Origin of the sequence: Methylotetracoccus oryzae (assembly GCF_006175985.1) — a bacterium.
GTDB classification, from domain to species: Bacteria; Pseudomonadota; Gammaproteobacteria; order Methylococcales; family Methylococcaceae; genus Methylotetracoccus; species Methylotetracoccus oryzae.
The window spans coordinates 26976-50542 of the sequence record NZ_SRSH01000027.1 but is presented as its reverse complement, the minus strand read 5'-3'; the positions used below and the strand labels follow the sequence as shown (position 1 = coordinate 50542).

Below are 23567 nucleotides of genomic sequence, written 5' to 3'. Positions count from 1 at the left end.
GGTTCAAACGTCAGTTGTCGAACCCCTTCAAGTATGGTCGATGGAACGGCGTCATGCCGAAGTGCGGGGTCGGGAAGCGGGGGTGTTGGGGTTAATCGAGTGCGAGCCGTTGAATGAGCAAACAGGCAGACCCGGCGTCTTCTCACTCGACACGGGGCTAGGCCGGAGAGCTTGCCCTATCGCAAGGCCATTGCATGTCGCACCGATTCGATCGTTAAACGGAGCATTTCCTGCCCTACCCCATGTGGCATAGGCGCCCTGCTGGTGTAGATTGTCGCTACACGGGGAACGCAAGGGAGAGCCCAGCCAGATGAGTGAAGATTCCAAAGCCGCTTCGTCCGCCTACCGGCATTCTCAAGAAAGCGTGCAACGTCCCGATGTCGGGGTCGAGGCACAGTTTCCAAACAAGAAAAAGCCCAAAACCTACCGTTACGATTCCAGCCTCGCGCCGGAACTGTGTTGGGACGAGAACGCCGAACGCCCGTTCGCCGAATGGCTGCTGAACCTCGTGACCGAAGCAGCGGAGAGGGGGGAGAGCGTTGTCTTCGCGCAGCCGCAGATGTGGGAAGGAACGCGGGAAACCTTCTCGTCACTGTCCCAGTGCGCAGCACGGCTAAGGAGCCTGACCAAGCCCTTCCTCAATTGGGCGGGTAAGGCCGAACGGCAACAGATTTCCGTGCCGACGCTGCCGCTGTTCGTGCATGAACGGCACTCCACGCAAGCCATTCTGGAAACCCTCAAAGCGCATAAGGCCAGCGGCACGACCCTAGACCTGTTCGGCGATGCCGAGTTGGACATAGCTGACAAGCTGGATGCCTACCAGCACAAAGGCCCGTGGACGAACCGCCTCATCCTCGGCGACTCGCTGCAGGTGATGAACTCCCTGCTCGAATACGAGGGGCTAGGCGGGCAGGTGCAGATGATTTATTTCGACCCGCCCTATGGGGTCAAGTTTGGTTCGAACTTCCAGCCATTCGTGCGCAAGCGCGACGTGAAGCACGGCGCGGACGATGAAATGATCCGCGAACCGGAGATGGTCAAGGCCTACCGTGACACATGGGAACTCGGCCTGCATTCCTATCTCGCCTATCTGCGCGACCGGTTACTCCTTGCGCGGGAAATGCTCAATGAATCCGGCTCAATTTTCGTGCAAATTTCTGATGAGAACCTCCACCATGTGCGAGAGTTGATGGATGAGGTCTTTCCGGTGGGCTTCGTCTCGCAGATCAGCTTCCAGACTACATCAGGATTTGAATCTTCGACATTGCCCACGGTCGGGGATTTTATGCTCTGGTATGCCAAGGATAAGGATAAAGTTCGGTACAACAAGATGTTCCAGCCGCAGCCCGTTGAGCTTGGGAAAGGAAATGCGCGATGGGTTCTCCTGCCAGATGGCACTTATCGTGGCGTCACTGCCGCAGAAAAACGAGGTGAAGTCGAGATTCCGCCTAATGCTAGGCTTTATAAACCAGATAATATCCAGTCTCAAGGGGCATCATCCGAACCACAACCATTCGAGTATCTAGGAAAAACTTATAAGCCAGGTGCCAATTCGCATTGGAAGGCTAATTATCCAGATGGGATGAAACGAATAGCTGAAGCTGGACGCATTCACGTTGCCGCTAATAGCATCCAGTATGTCCGCTTTACGGACGATTTTCCGTTTCAGCAGATCGGGAATATTTGGACGGATACTGCGACCGGAAGCTTTACGGACGATAAGGTTTATGTCGTGCAGACCGGTTTTAAAGTCATCGAGCGCTGTATGCAAATGACCACCGACCCCGGCGACCTGGTCTTGGACATTACCTGCGGTTCCGGCACCACGGCTTACGTCGCCGAACAATGGGGCCGCCGCTGGATTACCTGTGACACGTCTCGCGTTCCGCTCGCTCTGGCTCGGCAACGTCTACTTACCGCTACGTTTCCATGGTATCGCCTTAAGAACCATGCCCAAGGCCCTTCGGGTGGTTTTGTTTACGAGCGCAAGCAGAACCGCAAGGGTGAAGAGGTCGGCGGCCTCGTGCCGCGCATCACGCTGAAGTCGATAGCCAACAACGAACAACCGGAAATGGTTACTTTGGTTGACCGCCCGGAGGTGAACAACCAAATCACCCGTGTCTGCGGGCCGTTCACAGTCGAAGCCACTATCCAAGCGGCGCTGACGCTGGCCGAAGAAGGCAGCCAAGTCGCCGAGGCCTCGAAGGGTTACACCAGCCCCCGCGCCTATCTTGACCGCATGATTGAGGTGCTGCGGCAAAGCAAGACGCTGCGGCTGCCGGGGAATGTCAGCCTTGAACTGGAAACCGTCCGCCCGTTGGCGGATCGGGAGTACATCCACGCCGAGGCAACGGCCAAGAACGGCTCGGAAAAACGCATTGCGATCGTCTTTGGCCCGGAAGATGGCGCGATTGGCTCCGAATACGTCTTCAACGCTCACACGGAAGCGCTGCAACAGGGCTTCCAGCAACTTTTCCTGTTCGGCTTCGCGATACAAGCCAAGGCCCGCGAAATGCTGGAAAAGCTGAAGATCCCAACCACTTACATTGCCATGACTCCCGATGTGGTGATGTCTGACTTGCTGAAAACGAGCAAGTCCAGCGAGATTTTCTCGATTACCGGCCTGCCGGAAGTCGCGCTGGAACCCGCCGGGAACAAGCCGGACGGAACGCCACTGCATCAGGTGGAAGTCAAAGGCCTCGATATTTTCCGGCCCGACACGATGGAAACGGACTCCATCGAAGCCGAGAACCTGCCGTGCTGGATGCTGGACACCAATTACAACGGCATGGTGTTTTGCGCCGCCCAAGTGTTCTTCCCGAAAACCGGGGCATGGGACAACCTTCGGAAATCGCTCAAGGCCGACTTTAGCGACAGTGTGTGGGAGCATCTGGCCGGGACGGTGAGCGAACCGTTCACGCTGGGCGACCAGCGGCGGATTGCCGTCAAGGTGATTGACGACCGGGGCAATGAACTGATGGTCGTCAAAAACGCAGAGGGAGCGCACTGATGGCAACCGCCAAACAGGAGTTGTCGCCGCCGGTAACACCCGCTGAGGTGGACTCACCAATCATCAATTCGCCGTTCTACGAGCCGCAATTTCACTGGCAGATTGAACGGGGCAAGCCGCCCGTCAAAGCAGACGGCCGCCGTCGGGCCAGCTACTTCTACCGGGTGCCGGAACACTCCGGGCGCGGCAGCAAGAACAAAGCGCAGGTCGAACTGTTCGAGACCGAGAAGGGCGAGGAAGTCGAACTCACCATCGTCAACGGCATCCGCGCGCGCCTTCAAGACTGGCGCGACGGCACTCGCAGTTCAGGCTTCGCCTATGACGGTGCTTCCAGCGTCACGAAGGAGCTATTGGAACAATGGCGCAGCGAAGACCGAATGCAGCGGCTGTTCTTCGCGCAAATCGAGGCAGTTGAAACGATCATCTTCCTGCTCGAGGCAAGCGAACACTATCGCAAGGGGCTGCCAGCGATCCCCAAGGACGAACCCGGCCTCGAATCCAAGGCCGCAGGCATTAAGGCATTCGTCCGCTACGCCTGCAAGATGGCGACCGGGTCCGGCAAGACGACCGTCATGGGCATGCTCGCGGCGTGGTCAATCCTCAACCGTGTAGCCGCGCCCACGGATGACCGGTACTCCGACACCATTCTGATTGTCTGTCCGAACGTCACGATCCGCGAGCGCTTGCAGGAACTCGATCCGGCGCTCGGCGACTTGAGCCTGTATCGCACCCGCCAGTTGGTACCGCCGCAGCGGATGGAAGAGCTGCGCCGGGGCGAGGTGATGATCGCCAACTGGCACCGGCTGGCGAAGAAGGAAACCAACACAGTCAACGGAACCTCGGCCAAGGTGGTCAAGACCGGCGAGCCGGTGGAAGTGGTCAAGAATGCGGGCAAGGACAATGAATCACTCGAGGTGAAATACTTCGAGTCCGACGCGGCATGGTTCAAGCGTCTCCGGCAGGAACTCGGCAGCGGGAAGGGCCGGAGTCCGCATTGGCTGGTCTTCAACGATGAAGCCCACCACGCCTATCGGCGCGGGGACGTGACCGGGGACGAACAGTCCCTCGATGAAGACAAAGACCTCGCCAAGAAGAACGCGCGCGAGGCGACCATCTGGATTGAAGGTCTCGACCGCATCAACAAGCTGGCCGGGGGTAGACGCAAGCGCGGCATCAACCTCTGCGTGGATCTATCCGCTACGCCCTTCTATATACAAGGCTCGGGCAACGAAGTAGGCAAGCCGTTTCCGTGGATCGTTTCGGATTTCGGGCTGTTGGATGCAATTGAATCCGGTCTGGTCAAGATTCCGCAACTGCCGTCGCGCGATGTGACCGGTGCCGACGAGGCTGCCTATTTCAATATCTGGCGCTGGGTTCAGACCAAGGCTGAAGAAGACGGCTACGGGAAGAAGCTAACCTCCGAACTCGTGATGAACTATGCCAGTGCCCCGATCAACCTGCTGGCGGCGGAATGGCATCAGCGCTTCACTGAATGGGAACGCACCTCGAAACAGCAGCACAAACACCCGGTGCCACCGGTGTTCATCGTGGTGTGCCGAGATACCGCCGTCGCCAAGGAAGTGTACGGCTGGCTGGCGAACGGAAATGATGGCTATGGCGTGTCGCCGCCCTGGTTCAAGAACCAGCCGGGGCAGGAAGTCACGGTGCGCATTGATTCGAAGGTCATCGAAGACATCGAGGAGGGCGGCACCAAGGATGAGACCCAGCGGCTGCGTTTCATCCTCGAAACCACCGGCAAGGCCGAGTGGCCGGGTGGGAAGATCCCCGAAGACTGGTCGGAGCTTGTCCGCAAGCACAATGAGAAAGTCGCCAGTGAAGACAACGACGGCTCGTTGAAATGGATGGACGAGCGGATTCCGCCGGGCCGGGACATCCGCTGCATCGTCTCGGTCGCAATGCTAGCCGAGGGCTGGGATGCCAACACCGTCACCCATATCGTCGGTCTACGCCCGTTTGGCTCGCAACTCTTGTGTGAGCAGGTCGTCGGCCGCGCCCTGCGCCGGAAGAGCTACGCACTGAATGAAGAGTCCCAGATGTTCGCCGAAGAGACCGCCAAGGTCTTCGGGGTACCGTTTGAGTTAATCCCGTTCAAGGTGGCGCCCGCTGGTCCGACCCCCGAAGCGCCAGACCCGAGCCATATCTATTCCGTACCGGAGAAGGCCACCTACGAAATCACGTTCCCGATCGTGACCGGCTATCACGAATCCGGGCAGTTCGATGTCTTTGTGGATTGGGACCAGGTTGCCAAGGTTACGATCGACCCAATTAACATTCCGCAAACGGTCGAGCTAACCCCTCTGACGACGCCAGATGGCGCACTCGCAGCTTACGGCCCGGGCGAAAAACCGGTTCTGTCCCTGAAGGACTGGAGACGGATGTTTCGGGAGCAGCAAGTTGCCTTCAAGCTGGCGCGGGAGATTTGCGTCCGCTGGCAAAAGGACAACGGCGCGGCAGCCGTTCCGGTGCAGGTCTTGTTCCCGAAGGTCGCCTTCGCAGCCAAGCGGTTCCTGGCCGAAAAGCTCGATCGGAAAGGCGGGAGCCAGCCCTGCGATGTGCTGCTGGTGGGCGAGTACATGCAGGCCGCCATCGGTTCACTGCTGGAAGCAATCAAGAAGGGCACCGCGACCGGGAGCGCCGAAGTGGCTGTGATCCCACAAGGCGCGGCCGGGCGCGGGAGCACACTGTATGTGGATTTCCACACCACGAAGCCGATTTACCCGGTCACCAAGTGCCACCTCAACGCGATGGTGGCGGATACAAAGAAATGGGAGCAAAGCGCGGCATTCCTGCTAGATAGTCACCCAGGCGTGACAAAGTGGGTGAAAAATGATCGCCTGGGCTTCTTAATACCCTACCGTAACAAGGGCATCCCGGCCCGCTATGTGCCGGATTTCCTCGTTGTCACCGATGCCGGTCTCAACATCATTGTGGAGATCAAGGGCCAGGTCACCGACAGCGCCGACGTAAAGGCAAAAGCAGCAGAACGTTGGGTCAAAGCCGTCAACCGGCTCGGGCAGCACGGCACTTGGCACTATCTGCTGGTCACCGACCCCGGAAAGGCTGGGATTGCGCTCAATGGTTACGCAAACGCCAAATGGGATGAAGGGCAGTTCGAATTGATGTAAGCGGCATCGGAATTCTGTTCCACTTCCAATTTCACGAAAGTTCTCTGTGTATGGCTAGCGCTCCGACCAAGATTGATCCGATTCGAGACCGCTACTTTCGTCCTCTAGAGGTCGCAGAATCGACGACGGACACACTTTTTTACATAGCCGCGCTTCTTTCCTTCACGGTCTTGTTGGTAAATAAAAATGAATATCAAACAGCTTACTCCATTGTCCAAATCGCATTTGTATTGAGTGTAATCGTTGTGTTCTTCCTTGGGCTTGGCATTCGGCTTTACTGGACACCCCGGGCCGAGGATCAGCGCCGTCTCGATTTACTTTCCAACGCACATGGCGTTCCGTTGACTCACGAGCAAACGACTGGCTACTACAACAACGATCAGACAGACCCGATTAAACGGCTTGGCGTAGCCGTCATGGAGAACAGCCACTTTAGTAGGGCCATTGCATTGGAAATGGCCAAGACTGAGCGCCTCAAGGTATTAATTTATTTAGCTGCTTTTGTTATCGTTCTTCTTTATAGGAATACTGAACTGGCTGTCGCGGCAACGGCGGCGCAGGCTATATTCAGCGAACAAATATTATCGCGCTGGTTCAGACTCGAATGGTTGCGAATCCGATGCGACGACACCTACAAGCATCTGTATTCCGTCTTTCAAGCTTCCCCCAATCGAAGCACAATGAATGCGCGAGTGCTTGAATTTGCAATGTTCTACGAGACTGGAAAGGCCAATGCTGGAATTATGCTGTCCGCAAAAGTGTTCCAAAAACTCAATCCGTCACTTTCAATGGAGTGGGATAGGATAAAAGCAACATTAAAAATATAGATCAGAATACCTCTTAACCATATGTTGGAAAATAGTCGTCGAAGATCTTCCGCCATTCCTCGAACGCGGCAGGAATTTTGTTTGCGCTTGCCAACTCCTCTGCCTTCACGGCGCGATTATATGCCGTTGTGAAGCGACTCACAGCATCATCTACCGTATTAACGTTATTGAGCGGATTTATATAGCCCCCGAAGCCGGCAGGGTCGCGCTGCTTGTATTTTATCTTATCACGCCCCTTGTCAAAAACGTATCTAACGCCGCTAGGAAAATCTGAGATAGTGACATTTGTAAGAATGTCAGTGGTCATAAGTTCGAGATAAAAGCCCGTGAACGCGCCATTTATAATGCGATTCCATCCCTTGATCATTTTGATGAGTGGAACGAGGCTCCCGTCATGTGCTTTATTTTGTGCCGTAAGTAGTGAGGCATGAGCCGTCGGGTCGGTGCTAATCCAGCGCTTATTAACGGAGTCAGGAATCAGGTAGCCGCCACCGTTACGATTAAATGCCGGAACAACATCAACTACAAAATCTGTAAATGTGATGGTGACGGCTTGGCCGTTACGGCTAATTTTCGGTGTCTTTGGATAGGTACGGAGCAGGACAGCGCGAAGGCGGTCAAGTAATGAAGCTGGCGTGTATTTCGAAAAATAGGACGGGTCTAGGACTACAATAATATCTATGTCGCTATCCTTCAGGGGCGCAATCATCGTGGAACGGGCATAAGATCCGGCGAGAAATGATGTTAGAACAGTGAACTCTTGTTGCACCGCCTCGCGCACGTTTTGTTGCCTCGTCGAAACTGTAGAAGACTGCAATGTCGTTATTTGCAGGTTCTCGCGGAGTTTCTCAAAGCCCGTTTTGATTGTTGTAGCCATTCGGCATCCCCCTTCGGTAAGTTCAGACACGTTAAGCAACGGCAGTTCTGTTGTCGAGAACAACAGAAAGTATGAACCGTTCACTACCAAGCATCTTAAATAGCACTAAGACGCAGGCACGGCGCAACTTACGGTGCGATTTTCAGTTGCCAGCGTAAAGCCGCGAAACGCGATGCGGCGAGCTGAGGCCACTCTAGGCGGCCGCCCACTCCTTCATGGGGGGAGAGCAGTGAACGTGCCGAACCGCTGAGCGACCGGGCAGTCACCCTAAGCTGCGCGAGCGATTCCTTTAGCTACGCCAACCACGCAAGATCAATCGAGCGTGACAAGAAAAGCCCCAGCGATGCTACCCAGGGCGCGGAAGACGGGTTTCCGGAACTCGGCGTTGACTTTCGGAGCAGAGACCACGAGTCTCCGAGCGGCCATCGCAACGCTCGGAGCGACGACCGCGACGCTCGGATTGGCGAGGGAGACGCTTTGATTGTCGCAGGGGACGCTACACAGCTCTCATCGCGCCCGATTTTGGGTCGTGGGGGAGTTGCGGAGAGTTGACGGCGGGAAGAAAAGAACCCACGGCGGTTCTGCGATATTGTCCGCCGCGGGTTAGAGAGTCGGCGTCCATGTCATCTACACCTCGAGTTTTCCTTTGCGCGATGGTGCCGCAGCGCTCCTGGTCGGGCGCGGTGTAAAGGGCGACTCAGCCGGCCACGAAAGACTCGCAGGTGCTCAGGCAGGAACCGGCTCTGCAGTTTCCTTTTTCCGCCCGCCCCCGGGGAACCGCGAACTCAGGTCATTACAAATCGCCTCCGCCCCGGGGAGCTTCCGACGCGCTGCATCCTGCGCGCTGTGATAGAAAGCGAGGTCAGCGAGCCAGATGTCGCTGCCAACAGCCATCAGCGTGTCTTCCATGGCACTGGACAATGCCTGTAACGGAGCGAAACAGCGCATCAACTGGCCACGCAAAGTCCGCTCCAGGTTAATCTCATCCAGCGCAACGAAGCCCGGAAGGAATTCGGGATGAGAGGCCATGTGTTGAGCGCACTTTTCCTCGAAGCCGATCGAGCGTTCTCCCAGCTTCGGCAACTGGCGCCGCTCCTGCGCGGTCAAGGTGATCAGAAAGTCGAACTTGGCCTTCAACGCTTCGAGCATTGTCACGATTTCGGCCACTTCCTGTTCGGTCAAGGTCTTGGTTGGAAGGGTGTGGGTGGACATGAGCTTTTACCTCTCGGGTTCGATGTCACTTGGGAAGCTGGCGGCTTCGGCCACGTACGCTGCCCAAAAGCCTGCGCACGCAAGGAGGAAACCTAGCCGCGCGCCGCGACTTTAACCACTGATAACCGGACTATTTTCTCGGAACTGTGCAGAGCATCACGCTGTTGAAGGGAGCAAACCCAAAATCACCGCGAAAACGCGTCGGTTAAAATCCCTCTCGCGCTCCCCCGACCATAAATCGGCGCACAGCAACCGAAACATCCGGCGCGCGTCCGCGCCGCCGCCCCGGCAACGCCACCCTCACGGTTCCAGCCCTGATCGACACGCTTTACCTTGAAGACGCCGTCCGCGACCATCCGCGCGCGGCCGAGGTCATTGCCCGCTTCCCCGAGGCGCGGGTCGTGCCGTGCGCGCGCTATGGCGAGGTGTTCAATCCGAAGGCGCAGAACTTCCGGCTGCAGAAGCAGAAACCGGCGCTGATCCTGGCCGAGAAGTACCGCAATTTCGTGCTGCCGGCGCCGCCCGGCTACGGCATCGGCGCCGCGCGGAATTACTATTTCTCGCACATGCTGAATTGCGTGTACGACTGCCGTTACTGCTTCCTGCAGGGCATGTACCGTTCGGCGAATTACCTGCTGTTCGTGAACTACGAGGATTTCCAGGCGGAAATCCGGCGCATCGCCGATGAGGCCGCCGGCGAGCCGGTGCACTTCTTCTCCGGCTACGACTGCGACAGCCTGGCGCTGGAACCGGTGACCGGCTTCGCGGCCGCGTTCCTGCCGCTGTTCCGGGAACTGCCGAATGCCTGGCTGGAGCTGCGAACCAAGAGCACGCAGGTGCGCTCGCTGCTGGCAGTGGAGCCACTGGAGCGCGCCGTCGTCGCGTTCAGCTTCATGCCGGAAACCATCGCGGCCGCGGTCGACCACAAGGCCCCGACGCCCGCCAAGCGCTTGCTGGCCGCCCAGCGCCTGCAGCGGCAGGGCTGGCCGATCGGCCTGCGCTTCGACCCGGTGATTTATGTCGACGGCTGGCAGGACTGTTACCGGGCGATGTTCGATGAGGTCTTTCGCGTGCTCGATCCGGCCGGAATCCATTCGGTGAGTCTCGGCGCCTTCCGCTTGCCCGACGCCTTTCTGCGCCGGATGACCGACCTTTACCCGGACGAAAAGCTGTTCGCGGGTCCGCTCGAATCGCGGCGCGGGATGAGTTCCTACCGGGCGGATCTGGAAGAAGCGCTGCTGGGCTTCTGCCGCAACGAAATCCTGCGGTATGTACCCGCGGAGCGATTCTTCCCGTGTGTGGCCTGAGTCAGGCTTCGGGTTCGCCGTCCCTGGACGCGCGAATTCCGGGTTCCCACCTGGAATGACGGTTTGGGGAAGACGGGCCGTGAGCCGCCGTGGCGGTGGGCTCGGTGCAGTCCCGCGGGCATGACGGACTTGAGGGTTAATGCGATTGGGCCGGTGTGCCCGACAAAGCGGCCCGCTCCCTTATAATCACGGCCTACAACCCACTGGCAACGAGAGGCTTCGATTCCCCCCATGCAGGTACTCATCGTCGGCGGCGGCGGCCGCGAACATGCCCTCGCCTGGAAGTGCGCGCAGTCGGCGCGAGTCACCCGGGTGTTCGTTGCGCCGGGCAACGCCGGCACGGCAATCGAACCAAAGCTGACCAATGTCGACATCGCGGCAGACGATGTCGCAGGGCTGAAGCGCTTCGCGCAGGACAATGCCGTCGACCTGACCATCGTCGGGCCGGAAGCGCCCCTGGTGAAGGGCATTGTCGATGAGTTCACGGCCGCGGGCTTGCGCTGCTTCGGCCCGACCCGCCTGGCCGCTCAACTCGAAGGCTCGAAATCCTTCTGCAAGGATTTTCTGGCCCGCCACAGCATTCCGACCGCCGCCTACGAAACCTTCGAGCAGGCCGAACCGGCCATCGCCTACATTCGCGAGCGCGGCGCGCCCATCGTCGTCAAGGCGGACGGACTGGCCGCGGGCAAGGGCGTCGTCGTCGCGCAGACCCAGGAAGAAGCGATCGCCGCGGTCGAGGACATGCTGTCCGGCAACGTGTTCGGCGCGGCCGGCCACCGCGTCGTCGTCGAGGAATTCCTGCAGGGCGAGGAAGCCAGCTTCATCGTCATGGCCGACGGCACGCATGCGCTGGCGATGGCCAGCTCGCAGGACCACAAGGCGCGCGACGACGGCGACCGCGGTCCGAACACGGGGGGCATGGGCGCGTATTCGCCGGCCCCGGTGGTCACGCCCACGCTGCACGAACGGATCATGGCGGAAGTCATCCTGCCGACACTGCGCGGCATGGCTGCGGAAGGCCTGCCGTATACGGGCTTCCTGTATGCCGGCGTCATGGTCAGCCCGGCGGGCGAACCCAAGGTGCTCGAATTCAACTGCCGCTTCGGCGATCCGGAAACCCAGCCGATCATGCTGCGGCTGAAGAGCGATCTGCCGGAACTGTGCCTGGCGGCGCTGGACGGGCGTCTGGACCAGGTCTCGGCCGAATGGGACCCGCGCACGGCGCTCGGTATCGTGATGGCGGCGGGCGGCTATCCGGGCGAGTATCGACAGGGCGATCCGATCAGCGGTCTGGACGCGCCGGACGAGCCCGGCGTGAAGGTGTTCCATGCCGGAACGCGCCGGCACGACGACCAGATCGTGACGGCCGGCGGACGGGTTCTGTGCGTCACCGCATTGGCCGACACGGTCGTCGAAACCCAGCGCCTGGCCTACCGCCGGGCCCGGGCCATCGCATGGGATGGCGTCTATTACCGCACCGATATCGGCTACCGCGCCATCGGGCGGGACTGAGGCGCCCGCTGCGCCGCAGCGGTCTTGGAACCGTAAAGCGCGTGGGCTAGGCTTGAGCCCCGGGTTTACCAATTCCCCCGTAACATGAACCACCGCTACCCGTACGACCGCCGCCGTTTCCTGAAGTCGCTTGGCGGCCTCGCCGCCGCCGGCGCGCTGCCGCGCATCCTGTCCGCCCAGACGAAGTTCGCCGCCAATCCCTTTGCACTGGGCGTCGCCTCCGGTTACCCGTTGCCGGGCGGTGTCGTGCTGTGGACCCGGCTGGCGCCGGAGCCGCTGGCACCGGGAGGCGGCATGGCGCCTGTGGTCATGCCGGTCGCATTCGAGGTCGCGGCGGACGCGGCCTTCCGCAAGATCGTCACCAAGGGTTCCAGCTACGCGACGCCGGACTGGGGCCATTCGGTCCATGTCGAAGTCGACGGCTTGGAGCCGGACCGCTGGTATTGGTACCGCTTCCATGCCGGCAATGCGACCAGCCCGATCGGACGGACGCGCACGGCGCCGGCGCTGGACGCCGAGCCGTCCCGGCTGCGCTTCGCGGTCGGTTCGTGCCAGCAGTACGAGCAGGGCTACTACGCGGCCTACCGGCACATGCTGGCGGACGACCTGGACCTGATCGTCCATCTGGGCGACTACATCTACGAATCGTCCTGGGGCAAGGACCACGTCCGGAAGCACGAAGGCCCGGAACCGATCACGCTGGATGACTACCGCGCCCGCTTCGCCCGCTACAAGACCGATCCCGACCTGCAGGCGGCGCATGCCCTTTGCCCGTGGCTGGTGACCTGGGACGATCACGAGGTCGAAAACGACTACGCCGGCTCCCGCTCCGAGAACGACGACGAACCGGGCTGGTTCCTGCGGCGCCGGGCGGCCGCCTATCAGGCCTATTACGAGCACCTGCCGCTGCGCCGCTCGATGGTGCCGCTGGGTCCGGACATGCGCATCCATACCCGCGTCGCATTCGGCCGGCTGGCCGACTTCCACATGCTGGATGACCGGCAGTACCGCAGTCCGCAGCCTTGTCCGAAGCCCGGCCGCGGCGGCTCGAACCATGTCGAAGGCTGTAACGAACGGCTGAATCCCGAGGCCACGCTGCTCGGCGCGCGGCAGGAGCGCTGGCTGGAAGCCGGCCTCAGAACCAGCAAGGCGCGCTGGAACATCCTGGGCCAGGAAACCGTGATGGCGCAGATCGACGCCAAGTCCGGTGACGGTCTCAACATCTACACCGATTGCTGGGACGGCTATCCGGCCGCGCGCAAGCGGCTGATGGAGTGCCTCGCGAGCGCTAAGCCCGCCAACCCGATCGCCATCGGCGGCGACGTGCATTCGTTCTGGGTCAATGACCTGAAGACCGACTTCGACGACCCGAAGTCGCCGGTCGTAGCCAGCGAGTTCGTCTGCGGCTCGATCAGCTCGCAACCGCCATCGGAAGATCTGATCCAGACCGCCAAGCGCGAGGGCGCCGACTTCATCCATTTCGCGACCGGCGTGCCGCGGGGCTACGCCCGCTTCGAACTGACGCCCGGGCGTTGTCTGGTCGACATTCGCGCGCTGGCCGACATCCGCAAGCGCGACTCGGATTGCCACACGCTCTCGTCCTGGGTCGTCGAGGATGGGAAACCCGGGGCCAAACCGGCCTGAATCCCCCGCCGGCATCGTACCGGTTTACAATCATTGGGCGGCTTGAGCGCACGCCCCCCGTCTCCGGGATCGGCGCGGCCAGCCTGCCCTCGTCACCTCGCCGAAGACCGCGCCACCCGATGATTGCACCCCCTATCCCACGAGCCGTCGTCCTGCTGAGCGGCGGCCTCGATTCCACGACGACGCTGGCGATCGCCCGCGCCGAAGGTTTCGAGCCCTACGCCCTGTCGTTCCGCTACGGCCAGCGCCACAGCGTCGAACTGGACTCGGCCCGACTCGTGGCCTCGGCACTCGGCGCTAAGGAGCACGTGATCGCCGACATCGACCTGCGCCAGTTCGGCGGATCGGCGCTGACCAGCGACCTGCCGGTGCCAAAGCAGCGCAGTGCCGACGCGATGGCCGAGGGTATACCGATCACCTACGTCCCGGCCCGCAACACCGTGTTTCTGTCGTTCGCGCTGGCTTGGGCCGAAGTGCTGGAAGCCTGCGACGTCTTCATCGGCGTCAATGCGCTCGACTACAGCGGCTACCCGGATTGCCGGCCCGAGTACATCGCCGCGTTCGAGACCATGGCGAATCTCGCGACCAAGGCCGGCGTCGAAGGGCGGCAACGGCTGAAGATTCATGCACCGCTGATCGCGCTGACCAAGGCCGGCATCATTCGAAGGGGCACCGAACTCGGCGTCGATTACGCCTGGACCAGCAGTTGCTACGACCCGGCACCCGACGGCGCGCCATGCGGGGCCTGCGACTCCTGCCTGCTGCGCGCGAAAGGCTTCGCCGAAGCCGGACTCGCCGACCCGCTGCTGAGCCGTTTCGGGCTCGCCGACGCGTGAACACCCGGTTGCTCCACGTCGCGGCCACGAACTTCGAGGCCGCCTGCCGGATACCGGTCCTGCCGGACGAACACCGCTCGCGGCGCCTGCACGGTCACAGCTTCCTGGCGCGCGTCCGCGCGGCCGTGCCGGAAGATTGGGGCGGCTACCGCGGCGCCGGGACGAGCGCGCTCAGCGCCGCGCTCGGTGACTGCCTGGCCCCGCTCGATTACGCCGACCTGAACGAACACCTGCCCATTCCGACCGACGAGAATCTGGCCCGCTGGATCCGGGAGCGGCTGGAGGTGCCGGGCATCGAATCGGTCGGCGTGCAGAGCACCAGCGAGCAGGGCGCCGATCTCGACCCGCACGACCGCGCGCACATCTGGCGGCGCTTCCGCTTCGAGGCAGCCCATCAGTTGCCGAATGTGCCTCCCGGACACCGCTGCGGGCGGATGCACGGGCACGGCTTCGAGGTCATCGTGCATGCCGAGCAGGACCTGACGCAGCGCGACATGGGCGTCGATTTCGATCACCTCGGCCGGCTCTGGGAGCCGCTGCAGGCCGAGTTGCACTATGCCTGCCTGAACGACGTGCCGGGCCTCGAGAATCCGACCAGCGAGAAGCTCGCCGCGTGGATCTGGCGCCGGCTTGCGGCAGTGCTGCCGGAGCTGTCCTGGGTTACCGTCTACGAGACGCACACCGCCGGCTGCCATTACGACGGGCGGCATTACCGCATCTGGAAGGAGCACCGCTTCGAAAGCGCGCTGCGCCTGATCCAGGCGCCCGACGGCGATCCGCGCCGGCGCCTGCACGGTCACAGCTACATCGTCCGGCTGCATTTGACCGCGCCGCTCGATGCCGTGCATGGCTGGACGGTGGACTACGGCGACGTCAAGGAGCTGTTCACGCCGATCTACCGGCAACTCGACCATGATCTGTTGAATGCACTGCCGGGGCTTGTCGACGCCGACCCGGGCTCGTTGGCACTGTGGATCCGGTCCGCAATGGCCACCCGGCTGCCGTCGCTGGATCGGATCGACCTGTACGAGACACCCGGCTGCGGCGTACTGCTGAGCTGGGGCGAGGAAGGCCCGGCGCTGCCGGCCTGACGCCGATGAGCTATTCGGTCAAGGAAATCTTCTACACGCTGCAGGGCGAGGGCGCCCAGGCCGGCCGGCCGGCGGTGTTCTGCCGCTTCGCCGGTTGCAACCTGTGGTCCGGGCGCGAGGCCGACCGCGCGGCGGCCGTCTGCCGGTTCTGCGATACCGATTTCGTCGGTACCGATGGCCTGGGCGGCGGAACCTTTGCCACACCCGACGCCCTGGCGGACGCGGTCGCCCACTGTTGGCCCGACGTCAGCGCGGGTGCCGGAAAACGCTTCGTCGTCTGCACCGGCGGCGAACCGCTGCTGCAACTGGATACCGCGCTGATCGAATGTTTTCACGAGCGCGGCTTCGAGATCGCCGTCGAGACCAACGGCACACGGCCGGCGCCGCCGGGCATCGACTGGCTTTGCGTCAGCCCGAAATCGAACGCGGCACTGGTACTGACTAGGGGCGATGAACTTAAGCTGGTCTATCCGCAAGCCGATGCACCGCCGGAGCGCTTCGCAGGCCTCGCGTTCGAACGATTCCTGCTGCAACCGATGGACGGGCCGGACCGGGAGAAGAACACCGAACGCGCGCTGCACTATTGCCTCGCCCACCCCCAGTGGCGGCTCAGCCTGCAGACCCACAAGCTGCTGGGGATACCCTGAGGTCACACTCCAGATTCCTCCCTGCATCATGCCCCACCTATCTGCAGCATTCTGAAATCGCATTCCCTCCATCATGTCCAATCTCTGGAAGCATTTCTGCGAGTCGGCAGGTCGCTATGCCCGTTACGTCCCGGTCGAAACCTTCAACTACGGTCTGAATATTTCGCTCAAGCACCGATACGTCTACGTCGAAACCCCGAAGGTCGCCTGCTCGACGATCAAGCTGACGCTGCAGCGACTGGAACTGCAGGATGAGGACTTCCATCATGAACAGTCGGCGGACATGCACAAGCGGCAGTACTCTCCACTGATTGGTCCGACTCAAGTGGGTGACCTGGCGAAGTTCCTATCGCGTGGCGACCTGCTGAAATTTTGCTTCGTGCGAAATCCGTATACGCGCTTCCTGTCATGCTATCTCGACAAGATCGTGGGCAATGCCACGCAGAAAATTCAGATCCTCAGACAATTAGGCTACGACCCATCGTCGCTGCAGACGGAAATCTCGTTCGAACAGTTCTTTGCGGCCGTTGAGGCCCAGCCCATCAGCGTCATGGACCCGCATTGGCGCATCCAGTATTACCAGACATTCCAGGACGCCATCACCTATGACTTCGTGGGGAGGTTCGAGACCTTCGAAGCCGATTTCCACCATATTGGCCGCCTTGTCTCGCCGGACTTTCAAAAGTATTACAAGGTGGAAGATCGCCATCGTACGTCCACAAACGTCAACCTCACACGCTACTACGATGCCGATCTTCAACGACGCGTCTATGAGCGCTATCGGAAGGACTTCGACGCCTTTGGCTATCCTTTCGCGCTGCCCTGCGGCGAATGACACGGCCAGCCCAGCCTCGGTTGGGATGCAGCACCTGCCGCTGGCCCCGAGCAGACAAACAGCTATTGCTGAGATGGCCGCCGCCTTCGCGACGGCCTTGCGTTACTACCGTCCGGCCTTCCCATCCATGCGCTTCAGCAGTGAGAACAGTTCGGAGCCGGTGGACAGCACGACGGTCGCGTCCGGGTCGATGACCTTCCGGTAGGTGTCCATGCTCTTCAGAAACCGGTAAAACTCGGCGGCCTCGGGGCGTTGGGTGTAGGCCCGCGCGTAGATTTCGGTCGCTCTGGCGTCGGCTTCGCCCTGAATCTGCTGCACCTGCCGGTAAGCATTGGACGCGATCTCGTTGAGGTCGCGGTCCTTGTTGCCGTTGATCCGGGCCGCCTCACCCTCACCCTCCGAGCGGAAACGCTGGGCGATCTGCAGGCGTTCGCTGATCATGCGCTGGTAGATGCGGTCGAGCACTTCCGGGTTGTAGTTGATGCGCTTGAAGCGCACGTCGAGCAATTCGATGCCGAACTCCGCGAGCTTGGGCGCCGCCGCGGTGAACACATCCTTCTCCAGTTGCACGCGCCCGAAATGGATCGGGCGCAGCACGCCAACGGCGCCCATGGCCTCATCCTGCAAGGGCACGCGGTCCTTGTCGGTGCGGACGACCTCGGTCAGTTCGTGACGGGCGATCGTCGTCCGCGTCTCCGAACCGAGGATATCCTCCAGCCGTGACTGGGCACTGCGCTCGTCGCGGAGCCGCAGGTAGTAGCGCAGCGGGTCGGTGATCCGCCAGCGGGCGAAAGTGTCGACCTGCAGATACGTCTTGTCCTTGGTCGACATTTCCACCATCGGTCCGTCCCAGGCCAGATAGCGCTTGTCGAAGCGCGTGACCTGCTGCACCAGCGGCAGTTTGAAATGCAGGCCGGGGTCGATGATCGGCTCGCGCACGGGCCGCCCGAATTGCGTGATGATGACCTGTTCGGTCTGATTGACGGTGAACGCCGCTGAATAGGCCAGTACGACTACGAGCGCCGACAGGCCGACCAACGCTCGGCGCCACCCGTTCATTGCGTCGCCTCCGGTAGACGCTCGGGCAGAGGCAGCATCGGCAGCAGTTGCTGCACCGAATCATCGACGATGATCGCTTGACGGGTGTTCGGCAGCACCTCGCCCAGCGTTTCCAGGTAGATGCGGGTCCGCGTGACCTCCGGCGCCTTGACGTATTGTTCCAGCACCGCCGTGAAAGCCGCAGCATCGCCCTCGGCTTCGTTGACCCGCTTGAACCGGTAACCTTCGGCCGCCCGGATCTTCTGGTCGGCCTCGCCCCGGGCGCGCGGCACCGCCTTGTTGTATTCGCCATTGGCCAGGTTGATCGCATTCTCACGATCCTGCTGAGCCCGATTCACCTCGTTGAACGAGGGCTGCACCGGTTCCGGCGGATTCACGTTCTTCAACTGAACCTGGTTGATGGACAAGCCCAGGTGATAACGCTCCGACAGTTCCCGCATCCTTTGCAGCACACGGTCCTCGATCTGCTGCCGTCCGATCGTGATGATCTCATCGACCGTGCGGTCGCCGACCACTTCGCGCATGACGGATTCGGAGATGTCGCGCAAGGTCTGGCCAGGTTCGCGCACGGCGAACAGGTAGGTCTCGGGCTCGGTGATGCGGTACTGCACGATCCATTCGACGAGGGCCGAGTTGAGGTCGCCGGTCACCATCGAGCGCTCCTTCTCTGGACTTATGGCAGCCTGGTCGGGGTTGGTGTGGGAAGGGGTCGTGAAGCCGAACTCCAGCTTCAACTGGCGCTGGGTCGGCACGGTCAACACCTCGTCGACACCGAACGGCAGCTTGAAATGCAGACCCGGAGGCACCTTCAGAATGTACTCGCCGAAGCGCAGCACGATGCCTTCCGACTCGGCCGGAATCGTGTAGTAGGACGTCCAAAGACCGACTACCGCCAGCAACACGCCGAACAACTGCAGCGCGGAAAGCCGCACGGCGCCGAACAGCCCCGGCCACAAGCCGCCGCGCGGACCCTTTCGACCGGAACCCGGCGGTAGACCCGGCACATCCGGCAAGCCTGTATCCATCACTCTCCCTCCTTTCGCCGTATGACTTTTCGGTCGCGCTGCCCGGGACGGGACCGCGAGCGTCCGCCGGCGTCAGATCTGGCCGCGGCTCAACATCGCGTGGACCTTCAACAGGCCCGCCACCGAGATGGCGTCGGTGATCTCGCCCCGCATGACGCGCTCGACCGCTTCGCCGAATGGCACGCGAACCAGGCTGAGGTCCTCGGTTTCTTCCGGCGTCGCCTCCAATGGGTAGAGGTCACGCGCCAGGAACACGATGGCCGCCTCGTCGGTGACGCTGTTACTGAGATCCAACTCCAGCACCCGCTCCCAGCGGTGAGCGCCGAGACCGACCTCTTCCTGCAATTCGCGCTGCGCGCTGTCGAGCGGATCCACACCGATCCTTCCACCCCCTTCGGGAATCTCCCAGGAATATTTGTCCTGCGGATAGCGGTGCTGTCCGACCAGCCAGGTACAGCCCTCGTGATCGATCGGGATGATCCCGATCGCCAGATTCTCGAAGCGCACGACACCGTAGATGCCGTCGCCGCCCGACGGGTTGACGACCTCGTCGTGGAATACGGTGATCCAGTTGTTCCGGTAGACGATGTCCCGGGTCTTGCGTAGCCAGTTGCCGACTTTGGTCATGGTGTTGGGTTGGTCGCCGTCAGTGACTCCAGGTATCGTTGGGAAGCCGGGCTCATCCGGTCAGCCCCTGGGGCGCCGACTTGTCCGCCTTTTCGCGCGCCCTTCGGTATTCGCGACTGAAGAAATCGACGCCCGAACCGATCTGCGGATCGCGCAGCTCCTTGCGCTGCAGCGCGATATGCGGGGCGAGCAAGCCGTGAAAGTCGTAGGCGTACTTGCCGAAAAATCGGATCGCCGTATCCCGATCGCAAAGGCCCGAGGTCGTGCAGGCCTGGAGTTCATCGAAGAAATCCATCACGGCGCCGATCGCCGGATCGAGGCCGCCGTCGGCGATCGTCTTCTCGAGAAAGGCCGCAAGCCTGGCTTCACCGTCAGTTTGTTGCAACAGCGCGAACACCTCGTCGCGCCGAGCATTCCAGGCCGTATCCAGATCGCCACGCGCCTTGAAGATACGCTCTTCCTGAAATCGGTCGAGGTACTTCAGCGTCATGTTGACCTTATCGGCCTGAGAGTTCTCACGGTATTGCTGGATACCCAGCACAGCGGCGGTCACGACCCCCAGGGCCTCGACCCAGATGCCGATGATTTCGACCGTTTGCCGGTTGCGTTCCCACCATGAACTGCCCTGGGTCACGCCCCTGGATTCCTGTTCCATTGCCCGGTTGGTCCTGCGCAACCACCGCCGGATCAGCGCCATCGGCGCCCGCGGCCCTAGCCCGGCGCCGCGCCGGCGGGATCTTCGATCACTCCCCGCACCATTTCGGCTGAGGACTGCCGTGACAGGGGTTCAACAGACCCGGGTTGGCCTGCTCGGGGTCCGGCCGGGTGCCGCCCGGCGGCTTGGCCAGGCTCTCGGTCCGTTCGGGCTTGGCCGATGCCTTCGGGACCTCGATCGGGGCCTCGGCCCTGGACTCGGTCGCAGGCGTCGCGCTCTCTTCCCGGGCACCCAGCGCAGGCGCGGCCACCAGGGGCAGCCACAAGGACAGCAGGACAGGCACCACGGTGCGGCAATTCGCGCGGGCTGGAGCGTTGCGTGGCGTCATGTCAGTCTTCCTCGGAAGGTCATCGATCAATGAATTCAGGACGAGTTATCCACATTCCACTGTTTCAGCACGGCGCGCGGTGGACAGGAGGCCGCCTGGTTCTTCACCGAGAAACCGTGCTTGGCCACCTGCGGCGAAATCCCCATCTCGAGCAGGTATTGATAGCGCTCGGCGGCGTACTGGGCCGCATCCTGCTCCAGCGATTGCAGTTGCTTGACCGTGCTCTGCAAGGCCTGACTGGACTCGTAGCCGCTGAAATTCGAGAACATGTGGACGGTGTAGGCGCCCCCCGCCTCGATCGTGCGAAACACGCCTCCCAGGAAGGCAACAGAACAGGCGCTGACGCAGAAGGCACCGGTACGGATGCGGGTCGGCACGCCGAGACCGCGGATCACGCGTCCCATCGCCTGGCCTTCCTCCGAATCGCCGCCCGGTGAATTGAACCAGATTTCGTAAATGCCGCCGGGCTGCGCGAGCGCTTGCTGGATCTGCATCTTGAGGCGCGATGATTCGCCGGACTTGATCTGCCCTTCGGCAATCACGACGACCCCTTTCGGCGTCGCCATCAGGCGATACGTCATGGGCTGCCAGAAACCGGCATCGGCGGCCGGCCACGCCGGGCAGGGGTATTCCTCAGCCGACGCATTGGGCACGACCGCGGTCAAGGCGGCAGTCAGGACCGCCGCAAGCGGGCCGTTGAACCGGTTCAGACGACCCCCGCGGACCAGGTCCCGGTTTTCGGGTCGCGGCACAGCGTTTCGGTCTGTTCGACATCCTTGCCCTTGACGTTGACGAAGTTGCGCTGGGTCCGGCACTCACGCCCATCGGCGCCGCTACTCTGCGCGATCACCGTCGAACCGCCCGACACGCCGGGATTGCTCTGGCTGCTCCAGGTGCGGGTCGAGCCGGGACCGACCTTGTTGCTGTTGATGGCTTCGCGCGCCGCCGCTTCGGCCTGCAGGCGCTCGCGCTCGTCGAGATACTTGGCGATCTCTTCACCGATCAGGCCGCCGATATTCGTGGTGAGATCGCCTACGGACTGGGTACCGGGGATGCCGGTCTGTGAAAGGTATGAGCCGCCCACATTTCCGGCGAACTGGCCCAACTGGTTGCCCATTTCCTTGGTGCATCCAGTAGTGATCAATCCCGCCGCGGCGACCGCTGCGACGAGACACGGGCGCGCCTTTCGATCGACTTTTGCCATCGCTTTTCCCTCCAGTCCGTACGTCGCGCGATTCTAACGCGTCCCGGGCCGCTGCGGACAAGAAGTTGCCTGCGGTGAGGCAAGATCAGTGACGCACGCAAGCTGCCCAACCTGCTCGTAAGCCCAGGCCGTTCTTGTTATATTCGCGGCGCACACAACCACAAGAACCACGAGGAAAAAATGGAATCCAACTTCATCAAGGCGGCAATCGGGTTCGGCATACTGATGGCTGTCGGCTTCATCATTGTCGGGACGACGCGGGAGACGCAACAGGAGAAGATCCAGGGGGCTTTCCTGCAGACATCAAGCATGCTCAATACGCTGGCACTCGATAAATGCACCGAGGCGGTCAGAAACGAGGTGGGCACGCATCCCTATACCCCATCCGAATCCAGCAGCGACAATCTGACTTACGTATCCCTGGCCTGGAACAACGTCGGATCGGCCAAGCGCGCCGAATGCCGCTACATCATGGATCAGGGCATCACCTTGCTGAAGGTCGACGAGCGCACGGTGATCGAGAAGGCGGAGCCGGCGACTGGCGCCCCTGCAGCTGCCGGCGGCGCGCACCACCGCCAGTAAAACCGCAAGCCCGGTCTGGCTCGCCCGACCCGAGCCGGACCGGCAGCACTCCGGCTCAGGTCAGCGGACGGGCCAACAAGCGTTCCAGGGTCCGCAACGGGGCCCGTTCAGGATCCCGCATCGCATCGACCGGCACATAGAATGTCTGTTCCAGCAGATACTGACCGCGCACGACTGCGTGCGGCACCTGATCGGTAAACACCAGCCAGGTGGACTGCGGCGGGAAATCGTAACCGGTGACGTCGGGACTGGACTGATAGGCACCGTCCGCCTTCATGCGGTCATGCAACTGGAGCATGTAGTGGTCGTAGGCAGTCCGGTAGCCACGGGTGACCGAACACCATTGCAGCAACCGGGCGCTGCCCCGCGGCGGCGCGGTGAGCGTCGGCAGGAAGCGTTCCGCCACTGCCTCGAACGAACCGCCAAAGCGCCACGAGCGGGCTTGACCGTTCGGATTCACGTTGCTGAACAGCCGCAGGATCCGCTTCCCCTGTACCGGCGTAGAAGGGAAGCTGTCGACGTGCAAGCGCGTATCGTCCTTGCGCCAGGAGGTTGACCGCCCGGCGACCTCGACGGCGCGGAAACTCGTTCGCGATGTGACCAGGGCGCCCGGATAGGCGGGGAACAGCGCGCGGAGCAACGACTCACCGGCCGCCGCAAAACGCTGCATCATTCCCTGCAGCAGCGGCTGCAGCGCGGGGTCGACATTGCTGCCTCGCAGACGACCGGCCACCCCGTCCCAACTCACATTCTTGCTCTTGCCGGCCGTTTCCGGAGACAGGAACGCCTGCTCGGCAGCGCCAAGCTGAAAGCCGAGATGGGGGAAAAACAGGATATTGCCCTGTTCGAGCGATTCGGCGGCACACTCCACAACGTCAGGCGCGCAATTCGTCGGCGCCCACCGGTCCACAGATAGGGTAATGATGCGGGGCATGGCGAGCCCTCCCTGGGAAGTCAAAAGGTGATCGTCCCTGAAGCCTGCGGGCACCCCGGCGGGACAGGCGGGGCATTCTAACGCAGCGACGGGCGCCCATAGCAACAACAAGGGCGTTTGAATTAGCCCAACGAGCGGACGCCGAACCT

General features: G+C 61.7%; 21 protein-coding genes. 11 read left to right on the top strand and 10 right to left on the bottom strand.

The window, feature by feature from the left end; translation table 11 throughout:
* The first annotated feature begins 310 nt into the window (after nucleotides 1-310).
* The 3 genes from BWR02_RS19730 to BWR02_RS19720 are packed head-to-tail and all read left to right on the top strand — an operon-like array spanning nucleotide 311 to nucleotide 6983.
* Nucleotides 311-3010 carry a site-specific DNA-methyltransferase gene (locus BWR02_RS19730; protein ID WP_139559627.1) on the top strand — a complete coding sequence of 900 codons (2700 nt, stop codon included), beginning with the start codon at nucleotides 311-313 and terminating at the stop codon, nucleotides 3008-3010.
* Nucleotides 3010-6156: a BPTD_3080 family restriction endonuclease gene (locus BWR02_RS19725; RefSeq protein WP_139559626.1), complete on the top strand. Its 3147-nt coding sequence runs from the start codon at nucleotides 3010-3012 to the stop codon at nucleotides 6154-6156. The genes BWR02_RS19730 and BWR02_RS19725 overlap by 1 nt, the downstream gene beginning before the upstream one ends.
* A gap of 50 nt (nucleotides 6157-6206) precedes the next feature.
* Nucleotides 6207-6983, top strand: a complete 777-nt coding sequence (locus BWR02_RS19720) for a hypothetical protein (RefSeq protein WP_139559625.1) — start codon at nucleotides 6207-6209, stop codon at nucleotides 6981-6983.
* A gap of 13 nt (nucleotides 6984-6996) precedes the next feature.
* Here the strand turns inward: BWR02_RS19720 and BWR02_RS19715 are convergent, their stop codons facing one another.
* Together BWR02_RS19715 and BWR02_RS19710 are read right to left on the bottom strand one after the other, a co-directional pair.
* Complete coding sequence (locus tag BWR02_RS19715; protein ID WP_139559624.1) at nucleotides 6997-7860, bottom strand: SMODS domain-containing nucleotidyltransferase; 864 nt, start codon at nucleotides 7858-7860, stop codon at nucleotides 6997-6999.
* A gap of 726 nt (nucleotides 7861-8586) precedes the next feature.
* The gene (locus BWR02_RS19710) at nucleotides 8587-9072 is read right to left on the bottom strand and encodes a hypothetical protein (RefSeq protein WP_139559623.1); all 486 of its coding nucleotides are present in this window, start codon (nucleotides 9070-9072) and stop codon (nucleotides 8587-8589) included.
* 401 nt (nucleotides 9073-9473) lie between these two features.
* Between BWR02_RS19710 and BWR02_RS19705 the strand changes: the two genes are divergently transcribed.
* The 7 genes from BWR02_RS19705 (at nucleotide 9474) to BWR02_RS19675 (ending at nucleotide 16944) form a co-directional block, all read left to right on the top strand.
* A complete protein-coding gene (locus tag BWR02_RS19705) occupies nucleotides 9474-10379 on the top strand; it encodes an SPL family radical SAM protein (protein WP_521615338.1) in 906 nt (301 codons plus the stop codon).
* Nucleotides 10380-10610: 231 nt separating this feature from the next.
* Nucleotides 10611-11891, top strand: a complete 1281-nt coding sequence (gene purD, locus BWR02_RS19700; RefSeq protein WP_139559621.1) for a phosphoribosylamine--glycine ligase — start codon at nucleotides 10611-10613, stop codon at nucleotides 11889-11891.
* A gap of 84 nt (nucleotides 11892-11975) precedes the next feature.
* Nucleotides 11976-13535, top strand: a complete 1560-nt coding sequence (locus BWR02_RS19695) for an alkaline phosphatase D family protein (RefSeq protein ID WP_139559620.1) — start codon at nucleotides 11976-11978, stop codon at nucleotides 13533-13535.
* A 119-nt stretch (nucleotides 13536-13654) separates the two neighbouring features.
* The gene (gene queC / locus BWR02_RS19690) at nucleotides 13655-14371 is read left to right on the top strand and encodes a 7-cyano-7-deazaguanine synthase QueC (protein WP_139559619.1); all 717 of its coding nucleotides are present in this window, start codon (nucleotides 13655-13657) and stop codon (nucleotides 14369-14371) included.
* On the top strand, nucleotides 14368-15462 hold the full coding sequence (locus tag BWR02_RS19685) for a 6-carboxytetrahydropterin synthase (RefSeq protein ID WP_139559618.1): 1095 nt from the start codon (nucleotides 14368-14370) through the stop codon (nucleotides 15460-15462). Before queC ends, BWR02_RS19685 begins: the two co-directional genes overlap by 4 nt.
* Before the next feature lie 5 nt (nucleotides 15463-15467).
* Nucleotides 15468-16109, top strand: a complete 642-nt coding sequence (queE, locus tag BWR02_RS19680; protein WP_139559617.1) for a 7-carboxy-7-deazaguanine synthase — start codon at nucleotides 15468-15470, stop codon at nucleotides 16107-16109.
* 73 nt (nucleotides 16110-16182) lie between these two features.
* A complete protein-coding gene (locus BWR02_RS19675; RefSeq protein WP_139559616.1) occupies nucleotides 16183-16944 on the top strand; it encodes a sulfotransferase family protein in 762 nt (253 codons plus the stop codon).
* 105 nt (nucleotides 16945-17049) lie between these two features.
* Here the strand turns inward: BWR02_RS19675 and hflC are convergent, their stop codons facing one another.
* The 7 genes from hflC to BWR02_RS19640 all read right to left on the bottom strand — a co-directional run bounded on the left by hflC (nucleotide 17050) and on the right by BWR02_RS19640 (nucleotide 21902).
* Nucleotides 17050-18003, bottom strand: coding sequence for a protease modulator HflC (gene hflC, locus BWR02_RS19670; protein WP_139559615.1), 954 nt, complete (start codon nucleotides 18001-18003; stop codon nucleotides 17050-17052).
* Nucleotides 18000-19028 carry an FtsH protease activity modulator HflK gene (gene hflK, locus BWR02_RS19665; protein ID WP_139559614.1) on the bottom strand — a complete coding sequence of 343 codons (1029 nt, stop codon included), beginning with the start codon at nucleotides 19026-19028 and terminating at the stop codon, nucleotides 18000-18002. The genes hflC and hflK overlap by 4 nt, the downstream gene beginning before the upstream one ends.
* Before the next feature lie 72 nt (nucleotides 19029-19100).
* Nucleotides 19101-19655 (bottom strand): NUDIX domain-containing protein, encoded by a 555-nt coding sequence (locus tag BWR02_RS19660; protein ID WP_139559613.1) that lies wholly within the window; start codon nucleotides 19653-19655, stop codon nucleotides 19101-19103.
* A 52-nt stretch (nucleotides 19656-19707) separates the two neighbouring features.
* Nucleotides 19708-20310, bottom strand: coding sequence for a hypothetical protein (locus BWR02_RS19655; protein WP_139559612.1), 603 nt, complete (start codon nucleotides 20308-20310; stop codon nucleotides 19708-19710).
* Nucleotides 20311-20398: 88 nt separating this feature from the next.
* Complete coding sequence (locus BWR02_RS19650; protein WP_139559611.1) at nucleotides 20399-20698, bottom strand: hypothetical protein; 300 nt, start codon at nucleotides 20696-20698, stop codon at nucleotides 20399-20401.
* Nucleotides 20699-20733: 35 nt separating this feature from the next.
* Complete coding sequence (locus BWR02_RS19645; protein ID WP_139559610.1) at nucleotides 20734-21450, bottom strand: COG3904 family protein; 717 nt, start codon at nucleotides 21448-21450, stop codon at nucleotides 20734-20736.
* The gene (locus BWR02_RS19640; protein WP_139559609.1) at nucleotides 21405-21902 is read right to left on the bottom strand and encodes a hypothetical protein; all 498 of its coding nucleotides are present in this window, start codon (nucleotides 21900-21902) and stop codon (nucleotides 21405-21407) included. Before BWR02_RS19640 ends, BWR02_RS19645 begins: the two co-directional genes overlap by 46 nt.
* A gap of 180 nt (nucleotides 21903-22082) precedes the next feature.
* Between BWR02_RS19640 and BWR02_RS19635 the strand changes: the two genes are divergently transcribed.
* Nucleotides 22083-22484, top strand: coding sequence for a hypothetical protein (locus tag BWR02_RS19635; RefSeq protein WP_129883435.1), 402 nt, complete (start codon nucleotides 22083-22085; stop codon nucleotides 22482-22484).
* Nucleotides 22485-22539: 55 nt separating this feature from the next.
* Here BWR02_RS19635 and kdoO read toward each other — a convergent pair whose 3' ends face one another.
* Nucleotides 22540-23418: a Kdo hydroxylase KdoO gene (gene kdoO / locus BWR02_RS19630; protein ID WP_139559608.1), complete on the bottom strand. Its 879-nt coding sequence runs from the start codon at nucleotides 23416-23418 to the stop codon at nucleotides 22540-22542.
* Nucleotides 23419-23567 lie beyond the last annotated feature (149 nt).